Raw genomic sequence first — 26634 nt, 5'->3', positions numbered from 1 at the left:
ATTCTTTACAAGAGTTTTGCTCAAAGAATCACTCTACTTTTTTTTCCTTTTGTGCATTCCAATATTTTCAAAGAACTTTTGTGTCAGTGAACAGTGAACAGTAAACAGTTAACAGTGAACAGTTAACATCTGACTTCTTTTTATTTCGTCTTGAGCCGTGGCCCAATTCTAAATCTTGTTATTCGCTTTAAACACTTGCGTTTTCCCGTTTAACCTAAGCATTTTCTTTTCTTAAAAAAAGTAATGCATTCCATCCGGGGGATGCTGTGAGCTATTTCATTAAATTAACTCTGTCATTTGCGGCTGCAAAGATAACGTTTTTAATTTTTAAGTTCCAAATGTTTTTTTGAAATAAATGGAAGTTTTTTTGTCACTTTTTTACTCCAAAGCAATACCGCCATAAAACGGTTTTGGCCCTCTCAACATGTTGTTATAACTGCTTTTTAACGCGCTGCCTTCCTAAGCACCTGCCATCTTCTTATGTTGCAAAAAAGTGAGGCGTTTTTTTAGGGAGCGAAACAGGCTCGTTAACCCATCGTGTTTCCCAAAAGCGGATGCAAAATAACTGCTTTATTTTTTAACCTCCAAATATTAATCGCAAGTTTTTTTTAAGCAGAAGAGTAACATATCACTTAAAAGCTAACACGCCAAATGGTTAGCGTAAGAAAAAAAATATTTACCGGAATTGAGCGACGAGACATTAGGGATTAGAGGTTGGAGGTTGGAGGTTGGAGGTTGGAAGTTAGAAGTTAGAAGTTAGAGGTTGGAAGTTAGGAGTTAGGGATTAGAGGTTGGAGCTTTGTCTTTTGCAGATATGAATACACCCGACAGCGTAAGGTAGGGTTAGCAGACCGGAACCTCATTGCGTTAGGGATTGCAGCGGAAATCCTTTTTGTGTGGTACGAGCAAAAAGATTATAGCGGAAAGCCCGACCCGACAGCACAAACCGCAATATTAAAAGAAATATTGCACGGAGGGGAACGCCCACGAAAAGATTTTTAAGTGAAAGCATATTAAAATTTGTGGGTTGTTGTATATTCGTGGCTTAATTTTATAAAAATATAGTATCGTGAGCGATAGTTTAGTAATTATTCCTACCTACAACGAAAAAGAAAATATCGAGGATATTTTGGGCGTAGTGTTCAATTTACCCAAAGAATTTCATGTGCTGATTATAGAAGATAATTCGCCGGATGGTACTGCAGCTATTGTGAAAAGACTTCAAAAGGAAAAATATGAGGGTAGCCTTCATATTTTGGAACGCAAAGGAAAGCTTGGTTTGGGGACGGCCTACCTGACTGGCTTTAAATGGGGGATAGAGAGAAAATACGAATTTATTTTTGAGATGGATGCTGACTTCTCGCATCCCCCAGAAAAACTGCTTGCCTTATACGATGCTTGTAAAAATGGGGCCGATTTGGCTATTGGTTCGCGATATAAATCGGGAGTTAACGTGGTGAACTGGCCTATGGGGAGGGTGTTAATGTCGTACTTTGCTTCGGTATATGTACGCATGGTTACGGGCATGAAAATTATGGATACCACAGCGGGGTTTAAATGCTATCGACGTAACACTTTGGAGACCATTCCGTTGGATAAGATTAAGCTGAGAGGTTATGCTTTTCAGATAGAAATGAAGTTTACGACCTGGAAATATGGTTTTGAAATTGTAGAAGTACCTATTGTTTTTACTGACCGACAAAAAGGGACGTCGAAAATGAGTGGCGGAATTTTTAATGAGGCCGTGTGGGGCGTGATAAAAATGAAGGTGGGCAGTTGGTTTAAGAAGTATGAGAAGCCCGCCCGGCTTGCTCCAAATGGAGGGAAATAATAGATGCCCCGTGCCCTCAATAGAAAGGATGATGAAAAAGCACACTCCGTGCGTTTTGGGTGTGACGCAGGGTGATATTGAGGGGGGGGTACAGACGGTTATTGCACTGTGGCAAGAACCAGAAATTGTACATTTATTAATTGTAATTATTTTTTAAGTTATGGGTTTGTTATTGATTGAGAATATAAGCATAGTTAACGAAGGTAAATTATTTGTGGGCAGCGTGTTGATTGAGGGCGATAGAATTAAAGAAGTTTATGGAGAGGGGGATGCTTTGCCCGAAGCGAACATGCGTATTGATGGCAAAGGTAAATTGTTGTTTCCAGGCATTATTGACGATCAGGTGCATTTTCGTGAGCCCGGACTGACACACAAAGCTGATATATATACCGAGGCACGAGCCGCTGTAGCCGGGGGGATTACATCCTTTATGGAGATGCCCAACACCATTCCGCAGGCTACCACGCATGAGGTGCTGGAGAGAAAATACAAGCTGGCCTCGGAGAAATCGCTGGCCAATTACTCCTTTTATATCGGTGCTACCAACGATAATCTGAACGAACTATTAAAGACTGATCCTAAAAAAGTTTGTGGTATAAAGGTTTTTATGGGATCATCCACAGGTAACATGTTGGTAGATAACGAAGCAACACTGTCGGCCATTTTTGCCAAAGCACCCACTTTAATTGCTACGCATTGCGAAGACGAAGATACGATACAGGCCAATTTAAGGGCTTACAAAGATAAGTATGGCGAGGAGGTTCCTTTTGAGATGCATCATTTAATCCGTTCGGAAGAGGCTTGCTATAAATCGTCGCTTAAGGCCTCAACTCTGGCGCGAAAGCATGGTGCACGCCTACATATATTGCACTTAACAACAGCCAAAGAACTGGCTTTATTGGATAAGGATATGCCTATTGAAGATAAAAAAATAACGGGCGAGGCATGTGTGCATCACCTTTGGTTTACCAATGAGGACTACAAAAATTATGGTGCCAACATTAAATGGAATCCTGCCATTAAAACCCGAAAAGACCGTGACGCTTTGAGAGAGGCATTAAAGAATGGGACACTGGATGTGGTGGCTACCGACCATGCCCCGCATACAAAAGAGGAAAAAAAAGGATCGTATTTTAAAGCTCCATCCGGAGGTCCTCTGGTACAACATGCTTTAGTGGCTATGCTCGAAATGGTGAATCAAGGAGTTTTTACTTATGAACAAGTAGCGGATAAAATGTGCCATGCGCCTGCCAAATTGTTCCGGGTAAAGGAGCGCGGATTTATACGAAAAGGATATAAAGCCGACTTGGTTATTGTGGATCCCAATAAAAAATGGACTGTCTCTACGGACAATATTTTCTCGAAATGTGCCTGGAGTCCTTTTGAACAGCAAGCGTTTGCCCATGCCGTGAGCCACACTTTTGTAAACGGTCATCTGGCATATAACAATGGTGTTTTTAACGAAAATAAAAAAGGGGAGAGACTAATATTTGCGTAGCATGATGCAAGGTGCAATGGGAAGCGTAACAACAATGTAAAATAAAAAGGGAACTTAGTTAGTGGAAAGGAGAATACGCCACACAATTAGATAAGATCACGGATAGTATTGATTATGAAACCAGCATTAAAATTTTTGGGGATAATGGCCGTATTGCTTTTGTGTTTGCTTGGCTGTGAAGACAAGAAGCAGGAGGTATCCTCAGGAGATATGAACAGCACAGCTTGGGCCGATACCATTATTTATGAGGTGCTAATCAGCAATCCAAACCCCCTGGATGAATGGGCAACAACTAAAGTTAAAGATGTGCAACATAAAAAAATGGTAGATGATTTATTTGATATGATTTATTCGGGCAAAAAAAAAGCATATCATTATTATACCAACAAAGCATTGTCCATCGAGGATATCAAAGCGATGGAAGCAGATGAGCGCTATACCCGCAATAGAATAGGCAAGTTGCAGTTTACCGAAACATGGCGCTACAATAAAAACAACTTAATATTAAAAAAACAAATACACTCCATATTATTGGCCTACGAACTGTACAATGAGGCCAACGAACTAAGAGGCTATAAGGCTGCTTTTTATATAAAGTTGTAAGCTGTGCAACGATGATAAGCCGGGGGCGATGGCAGCGAGTTATGATTTACAGCATTGAAGCCCGTGTGACAACAACGTATAAGAATATGCAGCTCTAACGAACATAACAACATGTAAAAATACGACACGCATTGCGAGTGGAAAGTTGAAGTTCTGACGAACTTTTTACATGAGTTGCTGTTTGTTGAGGAAAAAGGAATTATAGGATAGATGCTACAAAAGATCATTCTGCTCTTAAATCCCAATTTATCACAAAAAACACTTAGCATGTTATTATACGATACCTACAACTTAGGCCCACTTTCATTAAAAAACAGAGTGGTTATGGCTCCCATGACCCGTAACAGAGCCACCGCTGACCATATTCCCAACAAGTTGATGGCAGAATACTACGGCCAGCGATCCGGTGCCGGCTTGATTATTACCGAGGGCACTTCCCCTTCGGCTAATGGAGTGGGTTACCCCCGCATTCCGGGCATTTATAATAAGGCGCAAACGGAAGCATGGAAACAGATAACAGAAACGGTACACACCTACAAGGCTAAAATATTTGTGCAACTAATGCATACGGGTCGTGTTTCCCATCCGGATAATATGCCCGTAGGAACAAAAGTGCTGGCTCCCTCATCTATAGGGATGACGGGCGAAATATACAGCGATAAAAATGGTCTACAGCCCTACCCCACCCCACAGGCCATGACACTTACCGATATTAAACAAACACAGGAAGAATTTGTGCAGGCTGCAAAAAATGCCATAGAAGCAGGGTTCGACGGGGTAGAACTGCACGCTGCCAACGGCTATTTATTGGATCAGTTTATCAACCCATGTACAAATCAGCGTGCAGATGAATACGGTAAATCCCTTGAAAACCGTAGCCGCTTTGTTATAGAAACAGCACAAAAAGTTGCCGCCGCCATAGGTGCCTGCAAAACCGGCATACGCGTTTCGCCGTATGGTGCTTTTAATGATATGGTGGCTTTTGATGGTTTGGAGGATGCATATGAATATCTGGCAAAAGAGCTGAAGAAATTACAACTGGCATACATCCATATTGTGGATCAATCGGATATGGGCGCACCCGAGGTGCCAACATCAGTTAAAGATAAAATTAAGATTGCCTTTGGTGGAACCATCATTGCTAGTGGTGGATTTGACGCTCAATCAGCCAATAAAGCGCTTGTTTCCGGCATGAGCGATTTGATAGCTTTTGGTCGCCCCTTTGTATCCAACCCCGATCTGGTATACAGGATGAAGAACAATATTGCACTGCAGACAGCTGATTTCAATACTTTATACACTCCTGGCGAAAAAGGATATACCGATTATCCTTATATTATAAAGAACGGATAGCGTTACCTTTGGCATATTTAGCTGCCAGGTTTTGTTTATAATTGACTATAAAACTTAATTTACAAGCGTTAAATTTGAGCTATTAGTAAAACAAGGTTAATTAACAATTGTGATGCGAATGAGTTACGGAGTGAGTTATCAAACTAAAACCCTTTCGTATTTTAAAAGGTAAGTTAAACGTTCTAACCGCTAATATTTAGTCGGTTAAAACATCCACTCACTTTCTTTTAAAACATAACGTGCGGTATTGCGGCTTAACTGGGTGCCAATAATTTGTTTTTGTTTAGTGACAAGCGCTATGGCTTCAGGGGTATAATTCCGGATGGTAACCAATTCTACGTGATCGTTGTAACGGACTGTGAAGTCCGTTTGCAAAGCTTTTAACAGACTGCCCATATCGCGCGGTTCATTTATGCATACCGAAAAATTAAGTGCCGAGTTCTGCATCAGGTTTACCTTGATTTTATGTTGGCTGAATATAGCAAATATGGCACTAAGGTTATCTTCCATAATAAACGAAAAATCTTTGGGCGATATGGTAATAAAGAGCTGCTCTTTTTTGAGAATGTAAACCGGTATATCAACTGCCCCTTTCAAGGATTTTATAACAGTCCCGGACAGGCCAGCATCCAAAAACGACTTTACATACAATGGGATATCTTTGTTTTGCAGGGGTTTTAAGGTTTTAGGATGAATTACCTGCGCGCCGTAATAAGCCAGTTCGATGGCTTCGGGGTACGATATTTCGTTGAGTTTTTGTGCCAACGGATACCAGCGCGGATCGGCATTGAGCACACCGGGCACATCCTTCCAGATAGTCAGGCTTTGGGCATTTAAAATATGGGCAAGCACCGCACCCGAGTAATCGGAACCTTCGCGCCCCAAAGTGGTACTCATATCACTAAGAGTAGCACCAATAAACCCTTGGGTAATATAAATCGATTGCTTCTGAAAATCAATTGATTTACGCACAAGCTGTGCACTCAGCCCCCAATTGATTTCTGCATTACGATAATTCTTGTCGGTTCTTATTATATTTCGTGCATCCATCCATTGGTTTTGGATGTGTATGCTATTGGCATATGCACTAACGATATGTGTTGAAATGAGTTCGCCAAAAGGTACAATCTGATCGTAATCCAGGTCGTACCTTCCCGTAGGCCGAAGCTGCAAGCGTTGCCACAACTCGTTTAACAGTTTGTTATAAATGTTAAAAAAAGGGTGTTGGTCGCCAAACAAATCTACTACTATGGGGTTATGATAATCGATAACAGCCTGGTAAGCTAATTTTAATTGTTCTTGATTTTGTGCAACATAAGCCTCTATTATTTCCTCCATCGCATTGGTTGTTTTTCCCATAGCGGAGATAACAACAACCAGGGGCTTTGTGCCACTTTTAATAATATTACATACATTTTTAATACCAGCAGCATCTTTAACCGATGCTCCACCAAACTTATAAATTTGAACCATACATATTATTTTAACCTTAAAGACAAAGATAGTAAACAAAGCTTTTAAATATTCTGCCCATGTTAATGATAACAGGTGATTTTTATCAGTAGTGGGAAAGCATATCTACCGTAAATTATCCTTAAAATAAATCCAATCTATATTTACAGCTAAAAATTTATATTATGAATCCATTTAAAGTTACCACCCTCAATGAGTTTATCCTTAACAGTCAGGCACAATTTCCGGATGCCGAAGGCGACCTGACACATCTGCTCCACCATGTGGGCACAGCGGCAAAAATAGTGAACCGCGAAGTAAACAAAGCGGGTTTGGTTGATATCCTGGGCGAGATGGGAACTTCCAACATTCAGGGCGAAGATCAAAAAAAACTGGATGTATTTGCCAACGACCACTTTATCAATTCGCTCCATTCGTGTGGCGAAGTATGTGCCATTGCCTCGGAAGAAAACGAAAGCTTTATCCTGTTCGATGATGATGTTGCACGCAAGGGAAAATATGTATTTTTGATGGATCCCCTGGATGGCTCATCCAATATTGATGTCAACGTTTCCATCGGCACAATTTTCTCAATCTACAAACGAAAATCCCCGATTGGTGAAAAGGCTACCATGGACGATTTTCTACAGCCGGGAACCGAACAGGTAGCGGCAGGGTATATATTATACGGATCGTCTACAATGCTGGTTTATACCACGGGGCAGGGCATCAACGGTTTTACGCTGGATCCATCCATTGGAGAGTATTGCCTTTCGAATACTTTAATAAAGACACCTGAAAACGGCACTATATATTCTATCAATGAGGGCAATTACCTGAAATTTCCGGCAGGGGTTAAGCAGTATATTAAATATTGCCAGGAGAAGGACGAGAAGAGCCACCGCCCGTATTCTTCGCGCTATATCGGTTCATTGGTGTCGGACATCCATCGGAACTTACTAAAGGGCGGTATTTTTATGTATCCTGTAATTGACAACGCACCACACGGCAAATTGCGTCTACTTTACGAGTGCAATCCCATCGCCTTTATTATTGAGCAAGCCGGTGGAAGGGCAACGGATGGAAAAAATCGTATCATGGAAACGAAACCATTATCCCTTCACCAACGTACACCGTTTTTCTGTGGCTCATCCAACATGGTAAATAAAGTTGAAGAATTTATTCAAGTATTTGGATAAGTGTACCGTACCTATTGGGAAGCACAGCAAAAAACCAAATTACTATCACAAATCAATAAACTGTATATTTTAGTTACCAACTAAAAATATGCAGTTTTTTTGTAGGAGAAAAAGTATTATGAATTGTAGTAGAAAGAGGAGAGAGATTACGCGTAAATACACGCGATGGCTGTTTGAGAACAACAAGCAATACATTCGTAATTTATTACTAATGTACATGAGCTTGTACCCTATATTTGCCGTTTTACACAGCTATGGCACATCAAAGCCATTCAGCACCTTAGCAAGTCTAAGCTTTTTTGCAGGCCTACCCTTACTGATAGCCGCTTATGTATGTACATTTATTGATAAATGTGTACCCTATATCCGAACAATCAATGCAACGGCTTTTTTGGGAGTTAGCCTTAACATTACACTTACCTACGCATACCACATACTTGGCTATGACACCTTAGATTCGTATTACACAATTCTGGTTATATCATTGGCTATGCTTGGCTTATCCATGAGCAAGGTACTGTTAATCAACCTATACATTGCCCTATCGGCTATTTTATTTATATTGATTTCGGTTTTTGTACACGAGTTACCTACCTATAACTCTCATTTGTTTGTAAGGTCGAGCACCTATGTAATTGTAGCTTCAGGATTATTTACAATGGCAGGTTTAGTAATCGACCGCTTTTTATTTAAGTTGTTTTGTGCCCAAAAGAATATAACAAAGGAAATAGTAAAAATAAGCGATCAAAAAGATACTCTGGAAAACCTCAATGAAACCAAGGATCGTTTTTTTAGTATTATTTCACACGATTTACGCAGTCCCTTTACCTCGCTCATAGGCTATTTTGATATTTTACTTCGTAACGACGGCAAAGAATTTAAGGTCAGGAAAGATGATATTGAAAAGATTTATTTGCATGTACGTAGAACCTACAACTTATTGAACAATTTATTAAACTGGAGCAAAACACAACTTAACGAGTACGAACACAAACCCAAACGTTATAAATTAGGCCCTATATTTGCTGAGAATCGATCGCTATATCGCGAAATTGCTTCGCAAAAGGGAATAAAAATTACACATTCCTACCCCAGAAATGCAATGGTATATTGCAATAAAGAAATGATAGCCACCATTATACGTAATCTGATTTTTAACGCTATTAAATTTACGAGGTCGCGTGGCGAGATTCATTTAAGCGCCAGGCAAATAGGCGAAAACGAAATAGAAATTGCCGTTAAAGACAATGGCATTGGCATGCACGATAAAGACATTGACAAAGTACTAAACCCCACAATTCATCATGTAAAAAAAGGTACGCATAGCGAAAAAGGTGCCGGAATAGGCCTGATTATATGCAACGACATACTAAAAAAACATAACAGCAAAATGCAAATAGAAAGCAAGAGAAATGTGGGCAGTAAGTTTTTCTTTGTTTTACCAATATATCCTGAGATGCGTGTTACGCACGTGGCAGATAGCGTATAGCGTAAACCACACAACGTAAAGCGCCTGGAATAGGGGAATTCGACTGATTTGGATCAGAAGGAATTGTGCTCCGAGTGGGAATAGCAGCATGTAAAGCAAAGGTGTAATGTCTGTGAATGGGAAGTGTGTGAGCGGAAAGAGGAAAGCAGTAAGCGGAAAGAGCAGAATAGCATTGTTACAAAACAAAGCTCTTTATTCATCGTTTATAAATAAAAAGAGAACATGTTTATAAGATACATTTTAACGTTATTGGTTTTTGTGGTAGCACTTTTTGCAAACACACTTGTTTATGCGAAGGATATAATTAAGTATGATCTATCTGAATCGGAAGTTAAAAAATACGAAAACCTTAATCACAAGGAAAACAGATTAATAGCGTACAAAGACGACAAAAATGCACTCCTCCTTAAGTTAAACCAGTTGGCTCACATCAATGCTTCGCGAAAAAAGCACCACCAACCCATGGTAGAATTGGATATTTTGGCCTCACGTGTTGCCAATAAAATAGCCCGAGAGGCAGCCACCAACAATTTTATGGGGCATTATAACTTAAAGGGCGAATCGCCTTATTACCGTTATGCGCTTGCCGGAGGCACAGCACACGTAACAGAAAATGCCTCTGCGCTCTCTTCAACCGAGTTTTTACCCTCTAAGCCGGAACATATTGCAAGCTACATGCAGCAGGCACACAATGCCTTTATGGCGGAACGTGCGCCTAACGATGGCCATAAACTAAACTGTATCCACCCTCATCACAATTATATAGGCATTGGCTTTTACCTTCATAAAAATCAATTCAGATATTACGAAGAGTTTTTAGACCGATATCTAAAGTTCGATGACTTTAATGCCACAGTAAAAGTGAACTCAAAAGTATTGCTCCCCGTTCAACCGCAAAAAGGAAAACATCTACATATGGCATTGGCATATTACGAAAAGTTTCCGGCTCAAATGAATGCCGATGCCATTAACCGGCAGATGAGTTACAATGACTATAGTGATGAGTTGGCTCACAAAATACTACCCTGGGATTTACCTGTAATTAATGATCAGGGATTTATACCCTTAGCGTTTACTTTTCAGAAAAAAGGTTTGTATTATATACAAATCTACCTGGATGACGAGCCTTTTATAACAGGCCCGGCATCCACCAAAAATAAAGTACAGGCCTCGGGAGTGGTGATTGAGGTAAAGTAAAGCCCCCTGTAACTCCCCCGAATGAAGGAGGACACATAAAGCAGAGTGGTTTCAACTCATTTATCATTTACCTTAACAAATAGAATTCAGTTTGGGCGTGGCATGTACAAAACGCATACAGTTGCAGCCGGACTGCAAAGTTAGCTTCTCTTAGTTTGACTTTATTTTAAAAATATACGACTGCAAGGGTGCCAGCTGAATATCTATGGTGCCCAAACCATCCTTTACATTTAAGGAAGTGGTTTTTTTACCAAACAATTGATCAGCAGCAATAAAGTTACCATCTGTAACCTCCATCTTACCCATAATATCAGCCGGAATTTGAAGTTCAAAAGCAAAGCTGTTCGCAGCACTAAAATTAGAAACTATAATCAGCTTTTCTTTGTTGTTCCAACGAACAAATGAATAAACTTTGTCCGTATAATCGTCTGTCCGGCTCCTGTTAAAAGAATGTATGTCGGCATAATGGCCCATTAGGGCTTCACTATTTGCAGTAAAACTCAACAGCCTTTTATAAAAACTGCGCAATTTCTTTTCCTCATCATTTAACTGGCCTCCATCAAACTTTCCTTTGTTCATCCAGCGCTGATGATGCGGCACACCAATATAATCGAAGATAGAAGTACGCGAAGGCGCACCGAAACCTGCATTTTCTGCACCCGGCTCCCCTACCTCCTGTCCAAAATAAAGCATTGTGGGCGAAGTGCTCAAGGTGGCCGATACAACCATGGCCGGCATTCCCTTTTTGGCATCGCCGGCAAATTCAGGCGAGGCAATGCGCTGCTCATCATGATTTTCGAGAAAGTGAAGCATGTGATGCTCAATGTCCGCCAGTTTGTGTAGTATGGGGGCAATATTATCGGTAGAGCCGTGTCCTTGCATAATGTGCTTTAGGGTATCGTACAAATCTACCTTATCGTAAAGGTAATCCATCTTGCCTTTGTGGATGTAATCCCGGTACAAGTCGGGCTGATACACCTCGGCCAATAAAAAAGCCTCCGGATTTTTTATTTTGACAGATGAATTTAAGAAGCTCCAAAACTCCACCGGAACCATTTCCGCCATATCGTATCTAAAACCATCCACCCCTTTATCCATCCAAAAAAGAGCTATATCCCGGAATTTAATCCAAGAATCCGGCACCTCTTTTTCTTTCCAGAAAGCATAATGCTCCTTGTAAGTTTTGCTTTTATAACTATCGGGCAAAGTATCAAAATCATACTCTCCATCCGGACGCACGCCATAATTTACCTTTACCGTTTCGTACCAATCGTAAAAATTGGGTTGTGCTAAACGCGAACCATTGCCCGTCCATTTAGCAGGATTCTCATCAAACTTGCCATCGGCCAGCGGATGCTTGCTTCCTCCCAACGGCTTGTAACCATCTTTAGGCGCTGGCACACTAAAAGCTTTTCCGGGGATGTAATAAAAGTTGTTATTGCGTGCGTACACCAGCGAAGTATCATCATCAGCACCAAAATCACTGACACCCTCCGGATTGTTAAGACCTTGATAATGACGGGCTACATGGTTGGGTACAATATCTATAATTACCTTCATCCCTTGTTGATGCGTTCGTTGAATCAGCGCTTCAAACTCTTCCATTCGTTTGGCAGGATCTACCGCCATATCCGGATCTACCTGATAATAGTCTTTTACTGCATAGGGCGATCCTGCACGGCCTTTCACTACATCCGGGTCGTCGTTGGATATGCCGTATTGGGTATAATCGGTTACCGTTGCATGATGCGGAATTCCGGTGTACCAAATATGGCTAACTCCCATACTTTTTATTTCCTTTAAGGCCTTTTCGGTAAAATCGTTGAATTTACCCACACCATTCTCCTCTATGGTTCCCCAGGGTTTATTAATGGTATCGGTGTTTCCAAACAAACGCGTAAAAACCTGATAAACTACTATTTTGCCCGATCCGGCAGTTTCGAAAGATTGCTTTTGCCGGTTTTGATGGCTTGTGCAGCTAGCTAACATGGTAATAATAAATAGAATGTAAATAAGTTTCTTCATCTCAATGATATTTTTTTGTTTGGTGCAAGATATGTGTTTTTTTTATTAGAAACATGATGCTATACCCTGAACCAAAATCAACCGTAAATTACAAGAGCACGAGCAAATTTGAATATTTTTGACAACTTATGTATTTATGAGAATGCGGGTAGTTTTGTACGGTGCGATGCGATGTAAACTTAAGTTGATAGGTCAACAAAGCACAATTTCACCGACCTGCAATTTCCCCCAATATTTTTATTTCTATGTCTTTAAATTCTATTCCTTGTCCTTCTGATTGTAATGCTATATACCCCTCCGTAAGCAGTTTACCGTCACGCTTAACAGCAGGGTCGAATCCAGTTACAACACCCCCACCAATGGTTGGCTTACTATACTTAAGCACCACCTTACCATTAACCTTATGCACAATGCTATCACCTCGTACAATAAGTTCACCGCTCATCCACTTATCCCATGTATAGGTCGACGACGTGGAACTGATGCAGTGGCGTGGATCTATTTCCCCATTGTAGTACACCTCCGTTCCGGGAGAGCAAACATTACCGGTTGGTCGAGCTGTTCCTTCAGTTTCTTCAGCTAAAATTTGGTATTCTACCGAAATAGGCCAATCCTGCCCTTTCAATATACTTTTAGGATCCTGCGAATGAAACATAACTCCGCTGTTTCGGAATGTGAAGATGGGCGCATCTTCCATCCACTGATCGGTAAATCGATATTTAAACCTTAGATGATACGACGAAAAAGGTTGATGATAAAACAGGTGCCCAAAACGCTCGTCGAACTTATTATAACCATCGTAATTCACTTGTATCTTACCATCTATTACACGAAAAGTATTGGCATAATTATCTCCAAAATTGTGGTGATGAATTTTCACGACCCAGTTGTCTAAATTTTTCCCATTAAAAAGCGAAATCCATTGATCAACATCCTTACGGCTTGTATTAGTACTTTTATTAACACAGCCCGCGAGATATAAAACACTCATTATAAGCATATTAATTATTAAAACATTCATATCGTATTATTAAAAAAATTGAATTATTTACTTTCTTTCACTAAATGTAAGCCAGGTTTAACTTTTTTCCATATTTTAGTTCATGGATGAATAAAGATCCTGAAAACCAGTTATACCCCATTAATTTTTCTTACTCAAAGATATACAAAACAATCCCACCATTCATTGGTGTATAATAAATAATAAAGTAATTTTGATGCCATCAAATAGGATTCAGTACCCATCACTTTTTATCGCTCATTTGTATGCATTCTTTTTTTAGGCGTTTTCCACTTGTTACTTTCATTCTGATAACTACACTAAGCTGCTCTGTATTTTTTTTAACTGCAAACTACCGTCACTATCCCATGTCGGATGTTAAAAGTATTTTAGAGGTCATTTCACATTGGGCACTATCAGCATGGGGCGTACTGGTTCTTATTGTCATTATGAGTCTTAACCGATACTTGTTTACCATTGTCTTCCCAATTTTTACTTTTATATCGGCCGCTACAGCATATTTCACATGGCAATTGGACATCTCAATCAATACGGCACTCATCGAATCCATATTCCTGACCGACACCGCCGAAATAAGCAACTACCTTTCGTTGCCTATACTTGGTACTTTAATTGCATCCATAGGCATTACCGTATTACTAATTATTTATCGTTTCAGCATTACCTTCAAAAAAAGAGAGTTCATTCTCATTTTATCATTGGCTTTGATGGGTATTGTAATTTTCACTTTCACCAATAAATTACGTAGAAACACATTACTGATGAGGGCTCCTTTTTCGTATTATATTGCTTATCAAGATTACAAGAGTAATGTAAAGGAAATGGACAGCGAAAGACGCTTATTGGGTGAAGATGCACATGTGGAGTCAGACTCAATTATCACACTTTTAATTATTGGCGAAGCCTTACGTGCCGATCATATTCAAACCAATGGTTATTTTCGTGTTACAATGCCTAAAGCAGAACAAAAAGGGGCCCTATTTTTACCCCATGTGCACTCCCCCTACACCTACACGGCGGCCAGCCTAAGGTATTTTCTTACCAGAGCCGCACCCGGCATGCTTGATCCTATGTACACGGAAAGTTCTTTTATCGACATTTTTAAACGCTGCTCCTTCCGTACGGCATGGATAGCCAATCAAAACCCCTTGGCTGCACTCCGCTATTTCATTAACGAAAACGATACTATATTTATTAATAAGCCACAATTCTCGGATTACAGCAATACCCCAAAATATGACTCCGATCTTATTGAACCTTTTACCAATTTAATTAACCAGCACCATCCACGACAATTACTAATGGTTCACCTTGCTGGCAATCATTGGTATTACAATAAAAACCTTCCGGAGGAATATATACAATTTACTCCTATTTTAGAAAATAAGGTGCTATCGAACGACAATAAAGAGCGAATGATAAACTCCTATGATAACGTTACACTTTTTGTAGATTCAGTGATTGAACAGTTTATAAATGAGTTAGAAAATAAAAAAGCAATGGTTATTTTTCTTGCCGACCATGGGCAATCGTTTGGCGAAAATGGTAAATGGTTACACGCTAATGGTGCACCCACGGAACAAAATCCGGCCTGCTTTTTCTGGTTTTCTGATAAATACAAAATTCAGTTTGCCGAAAAAGTAAGCCAATTCATTAAAAACCGGGAAAAGGTAGTTGATACCGCCTTTTTGTTTCATACCATTATCGATGGCAGTGCCATTAAGTCGCCTTGGATTGAACCATCCTGGAATCTTTTTTCCGATCAATTCCAACCAAAAAAGGCAAATAGCGATTCACAAAATGAATAAGCGGTATAAGCAAAATGATTTGTAATAGTGTGTAAAAGATAGCATTGAGTGGTGTAATCTCGATTTTATAATCAAAAATAAAAAGAGCCACCCCTTTAACAAAGGTCATCATTAACAAATGAAAGGCCAGTATAGGCAAAGTGTTGCGACCAAGCCACGACACTATTTTCCAATTAGGCAACACTTTCAATAAAGCAAACAGCCAAACAAACGCCAGTATTGCATTAAAATACATCAATCCCAAAAAATCGCCATAATGCCCATAATACACTTCAACAATCCCATTAAAACGAAAAGTATATAAATGCAAACTAAAACAAATTATAAAAACCAACAATTCCTTGCCTTGGATAATTTTTACCAAATCTATCTTTTTAAATACACGTCCCACAAAATAAAACAGATAAACAACCAAGGCAATATCAAAACTCCAGGGAAGATGGAAACCAATATGTTGGAAAAGCCAAAGTCCAATTACAGGAAACAGCAACAATGCAATAATTTGCAATGGAAGTTTTAATTTAGAGACAAAATAATCCAGCATAACCACATTAAAAAGAGTCGGAAGAAACCACATAGGAATTCCCCAGCTCATAAAATCTGCACCTCCCTGTGCATAAAATATTCCTATAAAATTTAGTAGGGGATCGTGCGTTACAGTTGCTTTATATCCATAATGCCGACCTACAAAAAACCAAAAAAGATAAAGTAACCCACTGATCAGAAAATAGGGAGCAAGTAAATGTTTAATATATTTCTTTAGCACCTTAAGAAATGGCAGATGACTTTTCGGACTACTAACGAATCCTGAAACCATAAAAAAAAGTGATACCGAAAATGATTCAAAATAAATACTAATCGATGAATCTAATTCATTATGCTGATAAACAACCATGAAAATGGCAGTAATCCTCAGTACATCTATAAACTGCAATCGTTTCATATATTGCTATAAAAATAAAATAAATAACTTAATAAAGTACACGACCTCTATCTACTTTTTCAAATTCCACGTCTAGAAGCGCTTACCTGCCGGCTACAAATCAACTTTTGCCTGCAAAACTGTTCTCCCCTATAAATCACTATCAAAAAAGGCTCGCCAAAATTGGCGAGCCTTTAAAAAATATTTTAGAACTGCAATTATTTTACAGAATCCATGTACCTAATCAATTCACATATGGATGAAGAGTATCCCATTTCGTTATCGTACCAAGAAACTACTTTAGCAAAGTTATCAGATAAAGAGATACCTGCTTTAGCATCAAAGATTGAAGTACGTGTGTCGCCGATAAAGTCGTTGGAAACAACCATGTCTTCAGTATAACCTAAAACACCAGCTAATTCACCTTCTGAAGCTTCTTTCATAGCAGCGCAAATTTCATCGTAAGTTGCACCTTTATCCAAACGAACCGTTAAGTCAACAACAGATACATCGGGCGTAGGAACACGGAAAGCCATACCGGTAAGTTTGCCATTAAGCTCAGGAATAACTTTACCTACAGCTTTGGCGGCACCAGTAGAAGAAGGGATAATATTTTGACCAGCACCACGTCCACCTCTCCAGTCTTTCATTGAAGGACCGTCAACAGTTTTTTGTGTAGCCGTAGTAGCGTGTACAGTTGTCATTAAACCTTCAACGATACCGAATTTGTCGTTCAATACTTTTGCAATAGGAGCCAAACAGTTGGTAGTACATGAAGCGTTAGAAACATAGTCCATATCCTTTGTATATGTCTTGTTGTTTACACCCATTACAAACATAGGAGTATCGTCCTTTGAAGGAGCAGACATTACTACCTTTTTAGCACCGGCGTCGATATGTCCTTTGGCCGACTCTTTGGTAAGGAATATACCTGTTGACTCAACCACATATTCAGCATTAACTGCACCCCAGTTAATGTCGGCTGGATTTCTTTCCGCAGTAACACGAATCTCAGATCCGTTAACAACAAGTTTTCCATTTTTCACTTCAACCGTACCGTCGAATCTACCATGAGTTGAATCATACTTTAACATGTAAGCCATATAGTCAACGTCGATAAGGTCGTTGATAGCTACCACTTCTAAAGTTCCTTTGGCAACAGCCTGACGAAATACGAAACGACCGATACGGCCAAATCCGTTAATACCAATTTTAATTTTTGACATTTTATAGTTTTTATTTAAAAATGTAATTTACAATCGTATTCAAAATGAGGTACAAAAGTATAAAATCATTAAGAAAGGGTCAAGTAAACAGCTCACGTTTTTATCAAATACTGTATTAAAAAATGTGAAATGCCGCCATAAAAAGGATTATAAGAAGAAAACGTTGAGTAGGAACAAAAAAAAAGGACAATTTAAAAAATTGTCCTTTTCCACCATAAAACTTGGTCTATGCATTTTCTGTGTCCTTTTCAACAATTACTTTGCTATAAGCAGGGCAGTCCTCAGTACTTTTGCAAGAACTCATTCCTAACGCAATAAACAACCCGGCCACAGCCATAATTAAAACGATTTTTTTCATATCCAGCGTATTACTATATAAATTAATGTTAGTTGTATAATCTTTTATTTTATATCGTTAGAAACGGATTACGTCCGTTTTAGTTACAAAATATTCACATTTTCTGATAAACATCTAAAAATAAATGACCAATTAAAGCATGTACCATTCATAAGTATTTTAACGATATAAAAATACGATTATTCTCGTAAAAGGCCTTATACCCTTTTTTATTTCTTCTTTTTTAAATTTTTGAGTACAGAAAAGGCCCTGTCTACATCCTCGTCGTTAACCAAAACCGTAAATTCGTTAGTAGTAGATATTACTTCAACAATATTGATCCCCTCCCATGCAACAGCTTTTAAAATATAATAATAAAAACCAGGTACCTGTGTATTACTTTCGTGCAGTTTTAAAGTTATGGCCGACAGATTTTCTGTTTTTACCTGCAATTCTTCTTCATTAAAATTTTCATCTACTAAGTTGGCATAAATACCACTGATAACTATATTAGATTCATTCATACCGCGCACCATAGTATAAAATGTATCCCGGTGATGGCTCAGCGATTCAAAAACACGACTGTGACATTTTATTAAAGTATCCGAGTTTTTAAAAGTATAGTCTACCAAATCTGAACGTACAATTATATCGCCCAGCATGTTTATCATTTTATTGATACCACGTTGCAAGCTTATATCCACCTGTGGACTAAGCCTGTTTAAAGCCATAACAATAGCACCGTGCTTGGCATCCTTCAACAAAATCCTGTCTATATCGGGCTTAATTTTACGAGCCAGGGACGATACATTAATTAAGCCTTCAAACAATGCTTCCGATATAAAAGGCTGTGCTTTAACTACTGATTCAACAGCTTGCGGTATAGTAATCATAGAATTGCTAATTAAACAAAATTAAAAACGTTAAAAATATAACAAAGTGTTATAAATTAGTTTTATTTGCAATTTAAATTACACAATTTATTTTTCTACCGTTATTTTTATAGTTTTAAACTTTACTTTTACGCTTTAAAAATTACGTACTTTATTCATCTAAATAATATGGCATTTACATTGAAAGGTGCAATAGTTGCTATTGTAACTCCTTTTTTAGAGTCAGGAGAAATAGACTGGGATTCATTTGATAAACTAATTGACTGGCATATAGATAGCAAGACCGATGGCATTGTGGTTTGTGGCACCACCGGCGAAACACCTACTTTAACCGATGAGGAGGATGAAGCAGTTATTGCCCGTGCTGTGGAAAAGATCAAGGGCAGAATCCCTGTTATTGCCGGAAGCGGAAGCAATTGTACGCAAACAGCCATAAGAAAAACACAGAAGGCTAAGAATTTAGGTGCCGATGCTGCACTGGTGGTGGTGCCCTACTACAATAAACCTACGGAAACCGGCATATACAATCATTTTAGTACGGTGGCTCAATCGGTGGACATCCCTATTATATTATACAATGTTCCCTCTCGCACGGGTACTTCCATTTTACCCGAAACCGTTATTCGTTTAGCAAAGGATTTTGACAACATAGTGGCAACAAAAGAAGCCTCCGGAGATTTATCGTATTTTACACAAATCATTGCCTCTGCCCCTAAAACGTTTTTGGTTTATAGTGGTGATGATTTCCTGGCCTCCTCCGCTAACCTATTAGGTGCCCATGGATGTATTTCTGTTGTTGCCAATATAATCCCTGCCGAATTTCAGCAGCTAATGAAGGTGTCATTACAAGGCGATGCCATTGCTACCCGGAAAAGTTTTTACAAATACAAAAAGTTAATGGAATTGTGTTTTGTGGAATCAAATCCCATACCTGTTAAAACAGCGTTGGCAGAAATGGGATTTATAAAAGAATTTTACAGACAACCCCTGTGTAAAATCACTCCTGAAAACAGACAACTCCTATTAAACGAAATGAAAAACCTAAAACTTATCGAAAAGTAGAGATAAGAATTCGGGGAATTAGGATTAGATTATTGAACAAACTTTTGATTGTTCTGTTCTAATTACAGTTTACTTAAGATTTAGCTATTGCTATTTAATAGATTAATGATTAACTTGCTGTAAGAATTTAAGCAGTTCATTTGTTTGTGTTGTGTTTGTAACAAATGAATTTTGTGTGTTGTGTTAGTTAAAGATGAAAAGGCCTTACTCCCCCAAGTAGAGGCCTTTTTCGCTTTAATAAATTACACCCATGCGTTTCTTTTAGTTTACAGATCAAGCCATAACCATAGCACAAACAATACTGCATTTATTTCTACCTATGACACAGCAAAACACATAAAAACTTTTTGATGATGAGCAAAAAAAAAATTCTATTTGTATGCCTCGGTAATATTTGCCGCTCCCCAAGTGCCGAAGCGGTAATGACGGCAAAACTAAAAGAGCTGGATTTATCAGAACATTATATGGTGGATTCTGCAGGTATTACGGATTACCACGAAGGCGGTGCCGCAGACCATCGCATGCAACAACATGCCGCTCAACGTAATTATAAGCTGACCAGCATCAGCAGGCCTTTTAAAACACCCAACGATTTTGCAAATTTTGATTATATCATTGGTATGGATGATCAAAACATGAGTGACTTAAGGGCAATGGCTACCAATGATGAGCAATTGAGCAAACTACACAAAATGACAGATTACAGTTCCCGTTTTACATACAACGAAGTTCCTGATCCGTATTATGGCGGTGCAGAAGGTTTTGAACTGGTATTGGATTTATTGGAAGATGCTTGTGATGGACTTATAAAAAAACTGGAAGATGAGTGAGCTTGTATTAAGCAAAGTATCAACTTTACTTCATGAAGATATTGTGGGCAATCAGCCACATGGTGGTGGCTGCATTGCCGATTCCCGGATAATAACCACTTCTACGGGTATGAAATATTTTCTTAAACAAGGTGGTACCAGCAACATGTTTGTAAACGAGGCCAACGGTCTCAGGGAGATAGCGCTATCAAACACTATACTTACCCCAAAAGTGGTAGGCGTGGATAATGATTTTTTGCTACTGGACTACATTGAGCAAGGACCTAAAACCAGCGAAACACTGTTTGATCTGGGATGTGACCTGGCTCGTATGCATCAATTTACGGCTGCACGTTATGGTTTTTACGAGGATAATTTTATCGGTGGCAACCCACAAATTAACACCATGTCGGATAGTTGGGCCGATTTTTATTTTAACAAGCGCCTCAAATACCAATACCAACTATCCAAACGCAAGGGCAGTCTTACCCCTGAATTACAAAGTAAATTTATAGCACTCGAAAAAGTTTTTCATCGCATTTTACAGGATAGTGAAGAAAAACCTTCCTTATTACACGGTGATCTGTGGGCAGGGAATTATTTAATAAACAAAAACGGAAAAGGCGTATTGATTGATCCGGCAGTTTATTATGGTCACAGGGAGGCAGATATAGCCATGACAAAGCTTTTTGGCGGGTTCTCGCCCGAGTTTTACCAAGGTTATAACTCAACTTTTCCGCTTAAGAGCGGTTACGAATACCGCGAAAATATTTATCTGCTATATCACGTTTGGAATCACCTGAACCTGTTTGGAACGGGGTATTATTCACAGACTATTAATCTGATGGATTTTTATATTAGATAAAACCCCGGGTTTCCGCAATGATGACCATCAGTTCAACTATTTCATCGTCGGTCATTTCCTTGCAATTGAAGCTTGCATCGTAAAACTCAACATCTGGCACCCCTTTTTCGAAATAGGATCTGAACATAAACCTGCGTTTATCCATTTCCTGACACTCTCGTTTGGCCTCAGACATAGAAATACCGAGATCAGTACTGATTTTTTCGGCTCTCCAGTTCAACGGTGCCATGAGCTTTAAGTGAAACGACTTTTTAAAATTTTTAGTGATAGCCTCAGCCGCTCTACCCACAATGATAACATTTCCCTGTGAAGCGGCAGTATGAATAAAATTGGCAATAGTATTGTTTATTTTGGCATCGCTTGGATAGTAAGTATCTGAAAAGAACAAAGCCAGATTATCTAAAAAACTTCTATTTTTATACTCCGAAAGATTCTTAACTAAGGTGGGTGAAAGTTTAAGTTCTCTTGCCGATTCATCAATAATTTCTTTGCTCAACCATCGCCATTTCTCGGTTCTGCCTTCGTGATTGAGTTTTTTATTGAGTACTTCGGATAAATGTTTTGCAATTCTTTTTCCCGGACAGCCGTACTCACGTGAGATGGTAAATACGGGGCCATCGGCCAGGGGGGGCTGATTTACTTCGGCTTTACCCTCCCTGCGTAGCATATATTTTAAAAATACATTTTCCATGTTGTCTTGGTTTATATAGTCTGTTTTACATGCAAAATATAGTGAGAATATATTAAACAAAAAAAGGATAGATGCAAAACATCTATCCTTAACCCTTAAAATCAACTTTGTTAATCTAAATCTATGAAAAAAAATCTACACTGCAAATTTAAGCCAAACTCCCATAAAGTAAAATCAAAATAAGTTAAAGCTTGTTAAGTCGTTTTTCCGTTAAGCTGAATCCACCCACATACCTTATTGTTAAGGTAAAAATAGGATTTTCGTAGTTTTATTGGATGCCTATAGAGTTTTTACAATATGAAAATTTCAGCACCCTCCTTTTTTTACTATTTTTGCCACAAATACATAGCAATTAAATGAATGGCCAAGAAAAAACATAAAAAAGATAAAAAGTCCGGTGACAGAACAATATCATCTTCTTTTTTACGCCGAACGCATCAGGTTACTGTTTTATTAAACGAAAAAGAAAAAGAGGCCATTGATTCGTACTGCAAAAAGTATAATATCACGAATAAGTCTAAATTCATTCGCGAAACCATAATCCGCCAGGTAATGGATACGTTTTTAACAGATTATCCTACTTTGTTTGATAAGGAGGATATGGACAAGATAAAAGTTACCTCAAAACCCCTTAGTCCATTCGCCTAACCTATAATCCGTTAAGTCGGGTTCATTGTCCTCATCCAGCGCCAGCCCAACAAATTCGCCATCCACTACTGCTAACGAATCCGAAAAATCATAATCGTCGCTTGGCCATTTACCGACAAAATCACAGCCTTTATCTTTGATCAGTTCGTAAAGCCGGCCCATGCCGTTGCAAAATGTATCCGGATAGGTAAACTGGTCGCCAAGGCCAAAAAGGGCAATCGTTTTTCCATTTAAGTTACTGGTTAATAAGGTATCAACAAAGGTTTCAAAATCGTCTTGCAAATTGCCCACTCCCCAAGTTGAAGTACCCAGTATTAAAAAATCGTATTTCTCAATATCTTCTTGCGTTGCTGTTTCTACAGGGTTCAGTTCCGAACCGGGGAGCAATAAAGCCAGTTTTTCTGCAACAAAACGCGTATTGCCCACGGATGAGCCATAAAAAATTCCAGTCATAGTGTAAAGTTTGGTAGAGTTAACACCTTATATCCAAATAATGTTTAATCTGTTTTTTTACGTATCACAAAGATACCGTCCCTGATCGGAAAAATCACTTTCTCCACTCCTTTGTCTTCTTTAACCAGCTTATTAAACTTCTGAATTCCCAGCGTATATTCGTCATCTGTTTCTACGGGTTCAATTACTTTTCCATCCCACAAAACATTATCCACCAACATAAAACCACCGGGCTTCAGCAATTCCCTTGCCTGGTGGTAATAATCCGGATACTGTCTTTTATCGCCATCAATAAAAATCAGGTCATATTTTTTTTTCAAGGCAGGCATGATATTCAAGGCATCGCCCAGGTGCATTTTTATTTTATGAGCTAATCCCGACCTATCGAAAAATGATTGTGTAAAAGCTTGCATTTCGTCGTCAATGTCAATAGTATCAATAAATCCATCGTGCGGCATGCTTTGCGCCATGCAGAGGCTCGAATAGCCCGTAAAAGTGCCGATTTCCAAAATATTTGCTGGTTGTATCATCCGGCATATCATTTTTAGAATCTGGCCTTGCCAGTGGCCCGATAACATCCGGGAACGAAGAATGTGGATATGTGTTTTACGATTGAGGTCGTAGAGCAGCTCATCTTCTTTATCGATATGCTCAAGAATGTAAGCTTCGAGGTCGATATTTTGTGTGAACATGGTATTTACAAATAAATTAATTGCGACATATTATCGGGATTCATGCATTCGTTGGCTATGTGCAACAAATCCGAAGCGCTCAATTCGTCAATTTTATTGTAGATATGCGGTAGCGAATCCACCTTGTTATACAATAAAAAGCTCTTGCCTATATTAAGCATCAAACTCTCTTTATTTTCGGAGGATATGGCTATTTGGCCTTTAAGTTGCTTTTTTGCTTTGTGCAATTGCATGCTACCCAAACTATTATTGCGCAACTTATTCAGTTCGGCATACACTATTTTCAGACTTTTATCTACGTTTTTACGATCGGTGCCCAGGTAAACGGAAAAAACGCCCGTACCATAAAATGCCGAATACGACGATTCAATATTGTATGCTATTCCTTTTTTTTCGCGCAGCGACATGTTCAGACGGCTATTCATCCCCGGGCCACCGAGCAAGTTATTCAGCAGGTGCAGCCCTAATCGTTTAGGGTGGTTGTAATCGTAGGCTATGCCTCCCAGCATAATATGGCTTTGGTAAGTTTCCTTATCTATCACCACCACCTTTGGTTCACTTTTGGCGATAGGGCTGCGTTTAACTTGCCGTTTATTTTCAGGAATTGAACCAAAATATTTTTCTGCCAATTTTACTACGCGCTTAAAATCCTGCTGTCCTACGGAGCAATACACCATTTGATCGGTATGGTAGTTATTTTGAATAAAGCGATAGATATCTTTGCGTGTAAAGGTTTTGAGCATTTCCGGTGTTCCTAAAATATTGCGTCCGATAGGATGGTTGGGATAAAGGAGCTCCTCAAAGTCGTCGAAAATAAGGTCTGCCGGCGAATCTTTGTACGAATTTATTTCGTCCATAATAACTTCCTTTTCCTTAACCAACTCTTTTTCGGGAAAGGTAGAGTGGAAAGTTATATCGGCAATAAGCTCCATGGAGCGTTGGTAATCTTCCTTTAAAAAAGTAGCATATATACAGGTTTCTTCTTTGGTGGTGTAGGCATTTAATTCGCCGCCTACATCTTCGAGTCTACTGAGTACATGAAAAGCCCGACGTTTCAAGGTGCCTTTAAAAACAACATGCTCAATAAAATGAGCCATACCGTGCTCATGCTCCTCTTCGTCGCGCGAACCAGCATTTATAATTATACCACTGTACGATACTTCGCCTGCCTCCGGCTTGTGAATAATCCGTATCCCGTTATCTAAGGTGTGAGTGAAAAATTCCATGAAAAAAATATTGGAGTGCAAAAGTACTAAAGTACAATGTATTTAAATACGGGGCATCAAAATAAAACAAGATTTTTTGAAATTGGTTTTGCAGAAAAAAATCTTTGTGTATATTTGCACCGCCTTAAACAAAAGGTGCTTCTATTGAAAGCAATAGAATCTACAGCAAATTGAGGGTACCATAGCTCAGTAGGTAGAGCAATGGACTGAAAATCCATGTGTCCCTGGTTCGATCCCAGGTGGTACCACCTTCAAAATACAATGCTGCTACAACAGCCCTCACAAAAAAGGGGTACCATAGCTCAGTAGGTAGAGCAATGGACTGAAAATCCATGTGTCCCTGGTTCGATCCCAGGTGGTACCACCCTTAAAAGCCGATAGAAATATTCTGTCGGCTTTTTTTATACCCCCCCCGCCACACCCCGAATTTACACAATAACTAAAAGGGGTAACTAATAATGTAGAGATTATACGCTAAATGTTAGTATAAATAATAAACGATTAGATAAATAGTCAGAGCTTATAATGCATTGTTTTTGATATAAAAAATGGATAAACAATAAATTACGTTTCTTTTATTGCATTGTAAATTTTGCTAATCAACCAAGATAGTTCAATATTTTATGCCAATAAAAAAAAACCTTTCTAAAAGTCCTTTATTATTATTACTTTTGTGCTGGTAATAGGCAACGAATACTCTACTCAAGTAATACTCTGTTCAATCATCATCACCTTCAGGCGCTTGTTTGTCCACTTTATTCAGCGTATTTGTTTCTGGTTATTGTAGTAATTATCATTAAAATTATATGAATGGGGAGATCTCAAGAAACCTTTGGCAAAAAAGAAAAAGAACAAAAAAGAATGAAAAAACGCCAGGATAAGGCGAAGCGCAAGGACATGCGAAAATCCAGCACCTCGGATGGAAGCTTAGATTCGATGATTGCCTACGTGGACGAAAACGGACGCATTGTTGACACACCACCCGATTTAACCAAGAAAACAAAGATTAAAGCAGAAAACATAGAAATTTCGGTTCCTAAAAAAGAGGATATCGAAGAGCCTATCCGTACCGGACGGGTTGAGTTTTTCAATGACGACAAAGGATACGGATTTATTAAAGATTTGGATACACAGGAAAAATTCTTTGTACATGTGCATGGCCTACTGGATAAGATAGAAGAAGGCAACAAAGTAAACTTTGAGCTTGAAAGAGGATTGAAAGGAATGAATGCCGTACGTGTGAAGAAGGTTTAATATGGAGCAGTGAATGCCGGATCGTTCGTAACCCAATAGAGCTTACAATCCGTTTGATACTTGTATAGTTAGATGGTATT

Annotated in this window: 24 protein-coding genes and 2 tRNA genes; 15 read left to right on the top strand and 11 right to left on the bottom strand. The window is 38.9% G+C overall.

Annotation, left to right across the window (positions count from 1 at the left end; all coding sequences use genetic code 11):
- Positions 1 to 1069 precede the first annotated feature (1069 nt).
- The 4 genes from FN809_RS15520 to FN809_RS15505 all read left to right on the top strand — a co-directional run bounded on the left by FN809_RS15520 (position 1070) and on the right by FN809_RS15505 (position 5285).
- Positions 1070 to 1831, top strand: a complete 762-nt coding sequence (locus tag FN809_RS15520) for a polyprenol monophosphomannose synthase (RefSeq protein ID WP_142534444.1) — start codon at positions 1070 to 1072, stop codon at positions 1829 to 1831.
- Positions 1832 to 1991: 160 nt separating this feature from the next.
- Positions 1992 to 3329 carry a dihydroorotase gene (locus FN809_RS15515; RefSeq protein WP_142534443.1) on the top strand — a complete coding sequence of 446 codons (1338 nt, stop codon included), beginning with the start codon at positions 1992 to 1994 and terminating at the stop codon, positions 3327 to 3329.
- Positions 3330 to 3443: 114 nt separating this feature from the next.
- Positions 3444 to 3932 (top strand): hypothetical protein, encoded by a 489-nt coding sequence (locus FN809_RS15510; RefSeq protein WP_142534442.1) that lies wholly within the window; start codon positions 3444 to 3446, stop codon positions 3930 to 3932.
- Between the two features lie 267 nt (positions 3933 to 4199).
- The gene (locus FN809_RS15505; protein ID WP_142534441.1) at positions 4200 to 5285 is read left to right on the top strand and encodes an alkene reductase; all 1086 of its coding nucleotides are present in this window, start codon (positions 4200 to 4202) and stop codon (positions 5283 to 5285) included.
- A 204-nt stretch (positions 5286 to 5489) separates the two neighbouring features.
- Here FN809_RS15505 and FN809_RS15500 read toward each other — a convergent pair whose 3' ends face one another.
- Complete coding sequence (locus FN809_RS15500) at positions 5490 to 6758, bottom strand: aspartate kinase (RefSeq protein ID WP_142534440.1); 1269 nt, start codon at positions 6756 to 6758, stop codon at positions 5490 to 5492.
- Positions 6759 to 6922: 164 nt separating this feature from the next.
- Here FN809_RS15500 and fbp point away from each other — a divergent pair, with 164 nt between their 5' ends.
- The 3 genes from fbp to FN809_RS15485 all read left to right on the top strand — a co-directional run bounded on the left by fbp (position 6923) and on the right by FN809_RS15485 (position 10622).
- Entirely contained in the window at positions 6923 to 7936 is a 1014-nt protein-coding gene (gene fbp, locus FN809_RS15495) for a class 1 fructose-bisphosphatase (protein WP_142534439.1), read from the top strand.
- Between the two features lie 118 nt (positions 7937 to 8054).
- A complete protein-coding gene (locus FN809_RS15490; RefSeq protein WP_185957582.1) occupies positions 8055 to 9425 on the top strand; it encodes a sensor histidine kinase in 1371 nt (456 codons plus the stop codon).
- A 222-nt stretch (positions 9426 to 9647) separates the two neighbouring features.
- The gene (locus FN809_RS15485; RefSeq protein WP_142534437.1) at positions 9648 to 10622 is read left to right on the top strand and encodes a CAP domain-containing protein; all 975 of its coding nucleotides are present in this window, start codon (positions 9648 to 9650) and stop codon (positions 10620 to 10622) included.
- 150 nt (positions 10623 to 10772) lie between these two features.
- Here FN809_RS15485 and FN809_RS15480 read toward each other — a convergent pair whose 3' ends face one another.
- On the bottom strand, positions 10773 to 12647 hold the full coding sequence (locus FN809_RS15480; RefSeq protein WP_142534436.1) for an alpha-amylase family glycosyl hydrolase: 1875 nt from the start codon (positions 12645 to 12647) through the stop codon (positions 10773 to 10775).
- 208 nt (positions 12648 to 12855) lie between these two features.
- Positions 12856 to 13638, bottom strand: a complete 783-nt coding sequence (locus tag FN809_RS15475) for a 3-keto-disaccharide hydrolase (RefSeq protein WP_221929454.1) — start codon at positions 13636 to 13638, stop codon at positions 12856 to 12858.
- Between the two features lie 377 nt (positions 13639 to 14015).
- On the opposite strand from FN809_RS15475, the gene FN809_RS15470 reads away from it, so the two are divergent.
- Positions 14016 to 15476: a sulfatase-like hydrolase/transferase gene (locus FN809_RS15470; protein WP_185957581.1), complete on the top strand. Its 1461-nt coding sequence runs from the start codon at positions 14016 to 14018 to the stop codon at positions 15474 to 15476.
- On the opposite strand, the gene FN809_RS15465 is transcribed toward FN809_RS15470, so the two are convergent.
- The 4 genes from FN809_RS15465 to FN809_RS15455 form a co-directional block, all read right to left on the bottom strand.
- Entirely contained in the window at positions 15388 to 16419 is a 1032-nt protein-coding gene (locus tag FN809_RS15465) for an acyltransferase family protein (protein ID WP_142534433.1), read from the bottom strand. The genes FN809_RS15470 and FN809_RS15465 overlap by 89 nt on opposite strands.
- Before the next feature lie 197 nt (positions 16420 to 16616).
- A complete protein-coding gene (gap, locus tag FN809_RS15460) occupies positions 16617 to 17624 on the bottom strand; it encodes a type I glyceraldehyde-3-phosphate dehydrogenase (RefSeq protein ID WP_142534432.1) in 1008 nt (335 codons plus the stop codon).
- Positions 17625 to 17850: 226 nt separating this feature from the next.
- A complete protein-coding gene (locus tag FN809_RS18105) occupies positions 17851 to 17982 on the bottom strand; it encodes a hypothetical protein (RefSeq protein ID WP_262709431.1) in 132 nt (43 codons plus the stop codon).
- A gap of 209 nt (positions 17983 to 18191) precedes the next feature.
- Positions 18192 to 18854, bottom strand: coding sequence for an aspartate kinase (locus tag FN809_RS15455; protein ID WP_142534431.1), 663 nt, complete (start codon positions 18852 to 18854; stop codon positions 18192 to 18194).
- A gap of 168 nt (positions 18855 to 19022) precedes the next feature.
- Here FN809_RS15455 and dapA point away from each other — a divergent pair, with 168 nt between their 5' ends.
- The 3 genes from dapA to FN809_RS15440 all read left to right on the top strand — a co-directional run bounded on the left by dapA (position 19023) and on the right by FN809_RS15440 (position 21590).
- Complete coding sequence (dapA, locus tag FN809_RS15450) at positions 19023 to 19916, top strand: 4-hydroxy-tetrahydrodipicolinate synthase (RefSeq protein ID WP_142534430.1); 894 nt, start codon at positions 19023 to 19025, stop codon at positions 19914 to 19916.
- Positions 19917 to 20266: 350 nt separating this feature from the next.
- A complete protein-coding gene (locus FN809_RS15445) occupies positions 20267 to 20746 on the top strand; it encodes a low molecular weight protein-tyrosine-phosphatase (RefSeq protein ID WP_142534429.1) in 480 nt (159 codons plus the stop codon).
- The gene (locus FN809_RS15440; protein WP_142534428.1) at positions 20739 to 21590 is read left to right on the top strand and encodes a fructosamine kinase family protein; all 852 of its coding nucleotides are present in this window, start codon (positions 20739 to 20741) and stop codon (positions 21588 to 21590) included. The genes FN809_RS15445 and FN809_RS15440 overlap by 8 nt, the downstream gene beginning before the upstream one ends.
- Here the strand turns inward: FN809_RS15440 and FN809_RS15435 are convergent.
- Positions 21583 to 22281 (bottom strand): cytidylate kinase-like family protein, encoded by a 699-nt coding sequence (locus FN809_RS15435; protein WP_142534427.1) that lies wholly within the window; start codon positions 22279 to 22281, stop codon positions 21583 to 21585. The two genes, FN809_RS15440 and FN809_RS15435, sit on opposite strands and share 8 nt — an antisense overlap.
- A gap of 360 nt (positions 22282 to 22641) precedes the next feature.
- Between FN809_RS15435 and FN809_RS15430 the strand changes: the two genes are divergently transcribed.
- The gene (locus FN809_RS15430) at positions 22642 to 22929 is read left to right on the top strand and encodes a ribbon-helix-helix domain-containing protein (RefSeq protein WP_246095615.1); all 288 of its coding nucleotides are present in this window, start codon (positions 22642 to 22644) and stop codon (positions 22927 to 22929) included.
- Here FN809_RS15430 and FN809_RS15425 read toward each other — a convergent pair.
- The 3 genes from FN809_RS15425 to FN809_RS15415 are packed head-to-tail and all read right to left on the bottom strand — an operon-like array spanning position 22903 to position 25300.
- Entirely contained in the window at positions 22903 to 23382 is a 480-nt protein-coding gene (locus FN809_RS15425) for a flavodoxin (RefSeq protein ID WP_142534426.1), read from the bottom strand. The two genes, FN809_RS15430 and FN809_RS15425, sit on opposite strands and share 27 nt — an antisense overlap.
- A 44-nt stretch (positions 23383 to 23426) precedes the next feature.
- A complete protein-coding gene (locus FN809_RS15420) occupies positions 23427 to 24074 on the bottom strand; it encodes an O-methyltransferase (RefSeq protein WP_142534425.1) in 648 nt (215 codons plus the stop codon).
- Between the two features lie 5 nt (positions 24075 to 24079).
- A complete protein-coding gene (locus FN809_RS15415; protein ID WP_142534424.1) occupies positions 24080 to 25300 on the bottom strand; it encodes a M16 family metallopeptidase in 1221 nt (406 codons plus the stop codon).
- 175 nt (positions 25301 to 25475) lie between these two features.
- Between FN809_RS15415 and FN809_RS15410 the strand changes: the two genes are divergently transcribed.
- From FN809_RS15410 to FN809_RS15400, 3 genes are all read left to right on the top strand, one after another.
- Positions 25476 to 25548: transfer RNA gene (locus FN809_RS15410), tRNA-Phe, on the top strand.
- 43 nt (positions 25549 to 25591) lie between these two features.
- Positions 25592 to 25664, top strand: a tRNA-Phe gene (locus tag FN809_RS15405).
- 446 nt (positions 25665 to 26110) lie between these two features.
- Positions 26111 to 26554 (top strand): cold-shock protein, encoded by a 444-nt coding sequence (locus FN809_RS15400; RefSeq protein ID WP_142534423.1) that lies wholly within the window; start codon positions 26111 to 26113, stop codon positions 26552 to 26554.
- The last annotated feature ends 80 nt before the right edge of the window (positions 26555 to 26634 follow it).

The organism is Saccharicrinis carchari (assembly GCF_900182605.1).
Taxonomy (GTDB): domain Bacteria; phylum Bacteroidota; class Bacteroidia; order Bacteroidales; family Marinilabiliaceae; genus Saccharicrinis; species Saccharicrinis carchari.
The sequence above is the reverse complement of the archived record's forward strand: the minus strand, read 5'-3'. Positions and strand labels throughout refer to the sequence as shown.

What these genes read in the sequence shown, in the direction of transcription:
- FN809_RS15515 (WP_142534443.1), top strand. Translation starts at nt 1,992, where the DNA reads ATGGGTTTGTTATTGATTGAGAATATAAGCATAGTTAACGAAGGTAAA.
- FN809_RS15510 (WP_142534442.1), top strand. Translation starts at nt 3,444, where the DNA reads ATGAAACCAGCATTAAAATTTTTGGGGATAATGGCCGTATTGCTTTTG.
- FN809_RS15505 (WP_142534441.1), top strand. Translation starts at nt 4,200, where the DNA reads ATGTTATTATACGATACCTACAACTTAGGCCCACTTTCATTAAAAAAC.
- FN809_RS15500 (WP_142534440.1), bottom strand. Translation starts at nt 6,758, where the DNA reads ATGGTTCAAATTTATAAGTTTGGTGGAGCATCGGTTAAAGATGCTGCT.
- fbp (WP_142534439.1), top strand. Translation starts at nt 6,923, where the DNA reads ATGAATCCATTTAAAGTTACCACCCTCAATGAGTTTATCCTTAACAGT.
- FN809_RS15490 (WP_185957582.1), top strand. Translation starts at nt 8,055, where the DNA reads ATGAATTGTAGTAGAAAGAGGAGAGAGATTACGCGTAAATACACGCGA.
- FN809_RS15485 (WP_142534437.1), top strand. Translation starts at nt 9,648, where the DNA reads ATGTTTATAAGATACATTTTAACGTTATTGGTTTTTGTGGTAGCACTT.
- FN809_RS15480 (WP_142534436.1), bottom strand. Translation starts at nt 12,647, where the DNA reads ATGAAGAAACTTATTTACATTCTATTTATTATTACCATGTTAGCTAGC.
- FN809_RS15475 (WP_221929454.1), bottom strand. Translation starts at nt 13,638, where the DNA reads ATGAGTGTTTTATATCTCGCGGGCTGTGTTAATAAAAGTACTAATACA.
- FN809_RS15470 (WP_185957581.1), top strand. Translation starts at nt 14,016, where the DNA reads ATGTCGGATGTTAAAAGTATTTTAGAGGTCATTTCACATTGGGCACTA.
- FN809_RS15465 (WP_142534433.1), bottom strand. Translation starts at nt 16,419, where the DNA reads ATGAAACGATTGCAGTTTATAGATGTACTGAGGATTACTGCCATTTTC.
- gap (WP_142534432.1), bottom strand. Translation starts at nt 17,624, where the DNA reads ATGTCAAAAATTAAAATTGGTATTAACGGATTTGGCCGTATCGGTCGT.
- FN809_RS18105 (WP_262709431.1), bottom strand. Translation starts at nt 17,982, where the DNA reads ATGAAAAAAATCGTTTTAATTATGGCTGTGGCCGGGTTGTTTATTGCG.
- FN809_RS15455 (WP_142534431.1), bottom strand. Translation starts at nt 18,854, where the DNA reads ATGATTACTATACCGCAAGCTGTTGAATCAGTAGTTAAAGCACAGCCT.
- dapA (WP_142534430.1), top strand. Translation starts at nt 19,023, where the DNA reads ATGGCATTTACATTGAAAGGTGCAATAGTTGCTATTGTAACTCCTTTT.
- FN809_RS15445 (WP_142534429.1), top strand. Translation starts at nt 20,267, where the DNA reads ATGATGAGCAAAAAAAAAATTCTATTTGTATGCCTCGGTAATATTTGC.
- FN809_RS15440 (WP_142534428.1), top strand. Translation starts at nt 20,739, where the DNA reads ATGAGTGAGCTTGTATTAAGCAAAGTATCAACTTTACTTCATGAAGAT.
- FN809_RS15435 (WP_142534427.1), bottom strand. Translation starts at nt 22,281, where the DNA reads ATGGAAAATGTATTTTTAAAATATATGCTACGCAGGGAGGGTAAAGCC.
- FN809_RS15430 (WP_246095615.1), top strand. Translation starts at nt 22,642, where the DNA reads ATGGCCAAGAAAAAACATAAAAAAGATAAAAAGTCCGGTGACAGAACA.
- FN809_RS15425 (WP_142534426.1), bottom strand. Translation starts at nt 23,382, where the DNA reads ATGACTGGAATTTTTTATGGCTCATCCGTGGGCAATACGCGTTTTGTT.
- FN809_RS15420 (WP_142534425.1), bottom strand. Translation starts at nt 24,074, where the DNA reads ATGTTCACACAAAATATCGACCTCGAAGCTTACATTCTTGAGCATATC.
- FN809_RS15415 (WP_142534424.1), bottom strand. Translation starts at nt 25,300, where the DNA reads ATGGAATTTTTCACTCACACCTTAGATAACGGGATACGGATTATTCAC.
- FN809_RS15400 (WP_142534423.1), top strand. Translation starts at nt 26,111, where the DNA reads ATGGGGAGATCTCAAGAAACCTTTGGCAAAAAAGAAAAAGAACAAAAA.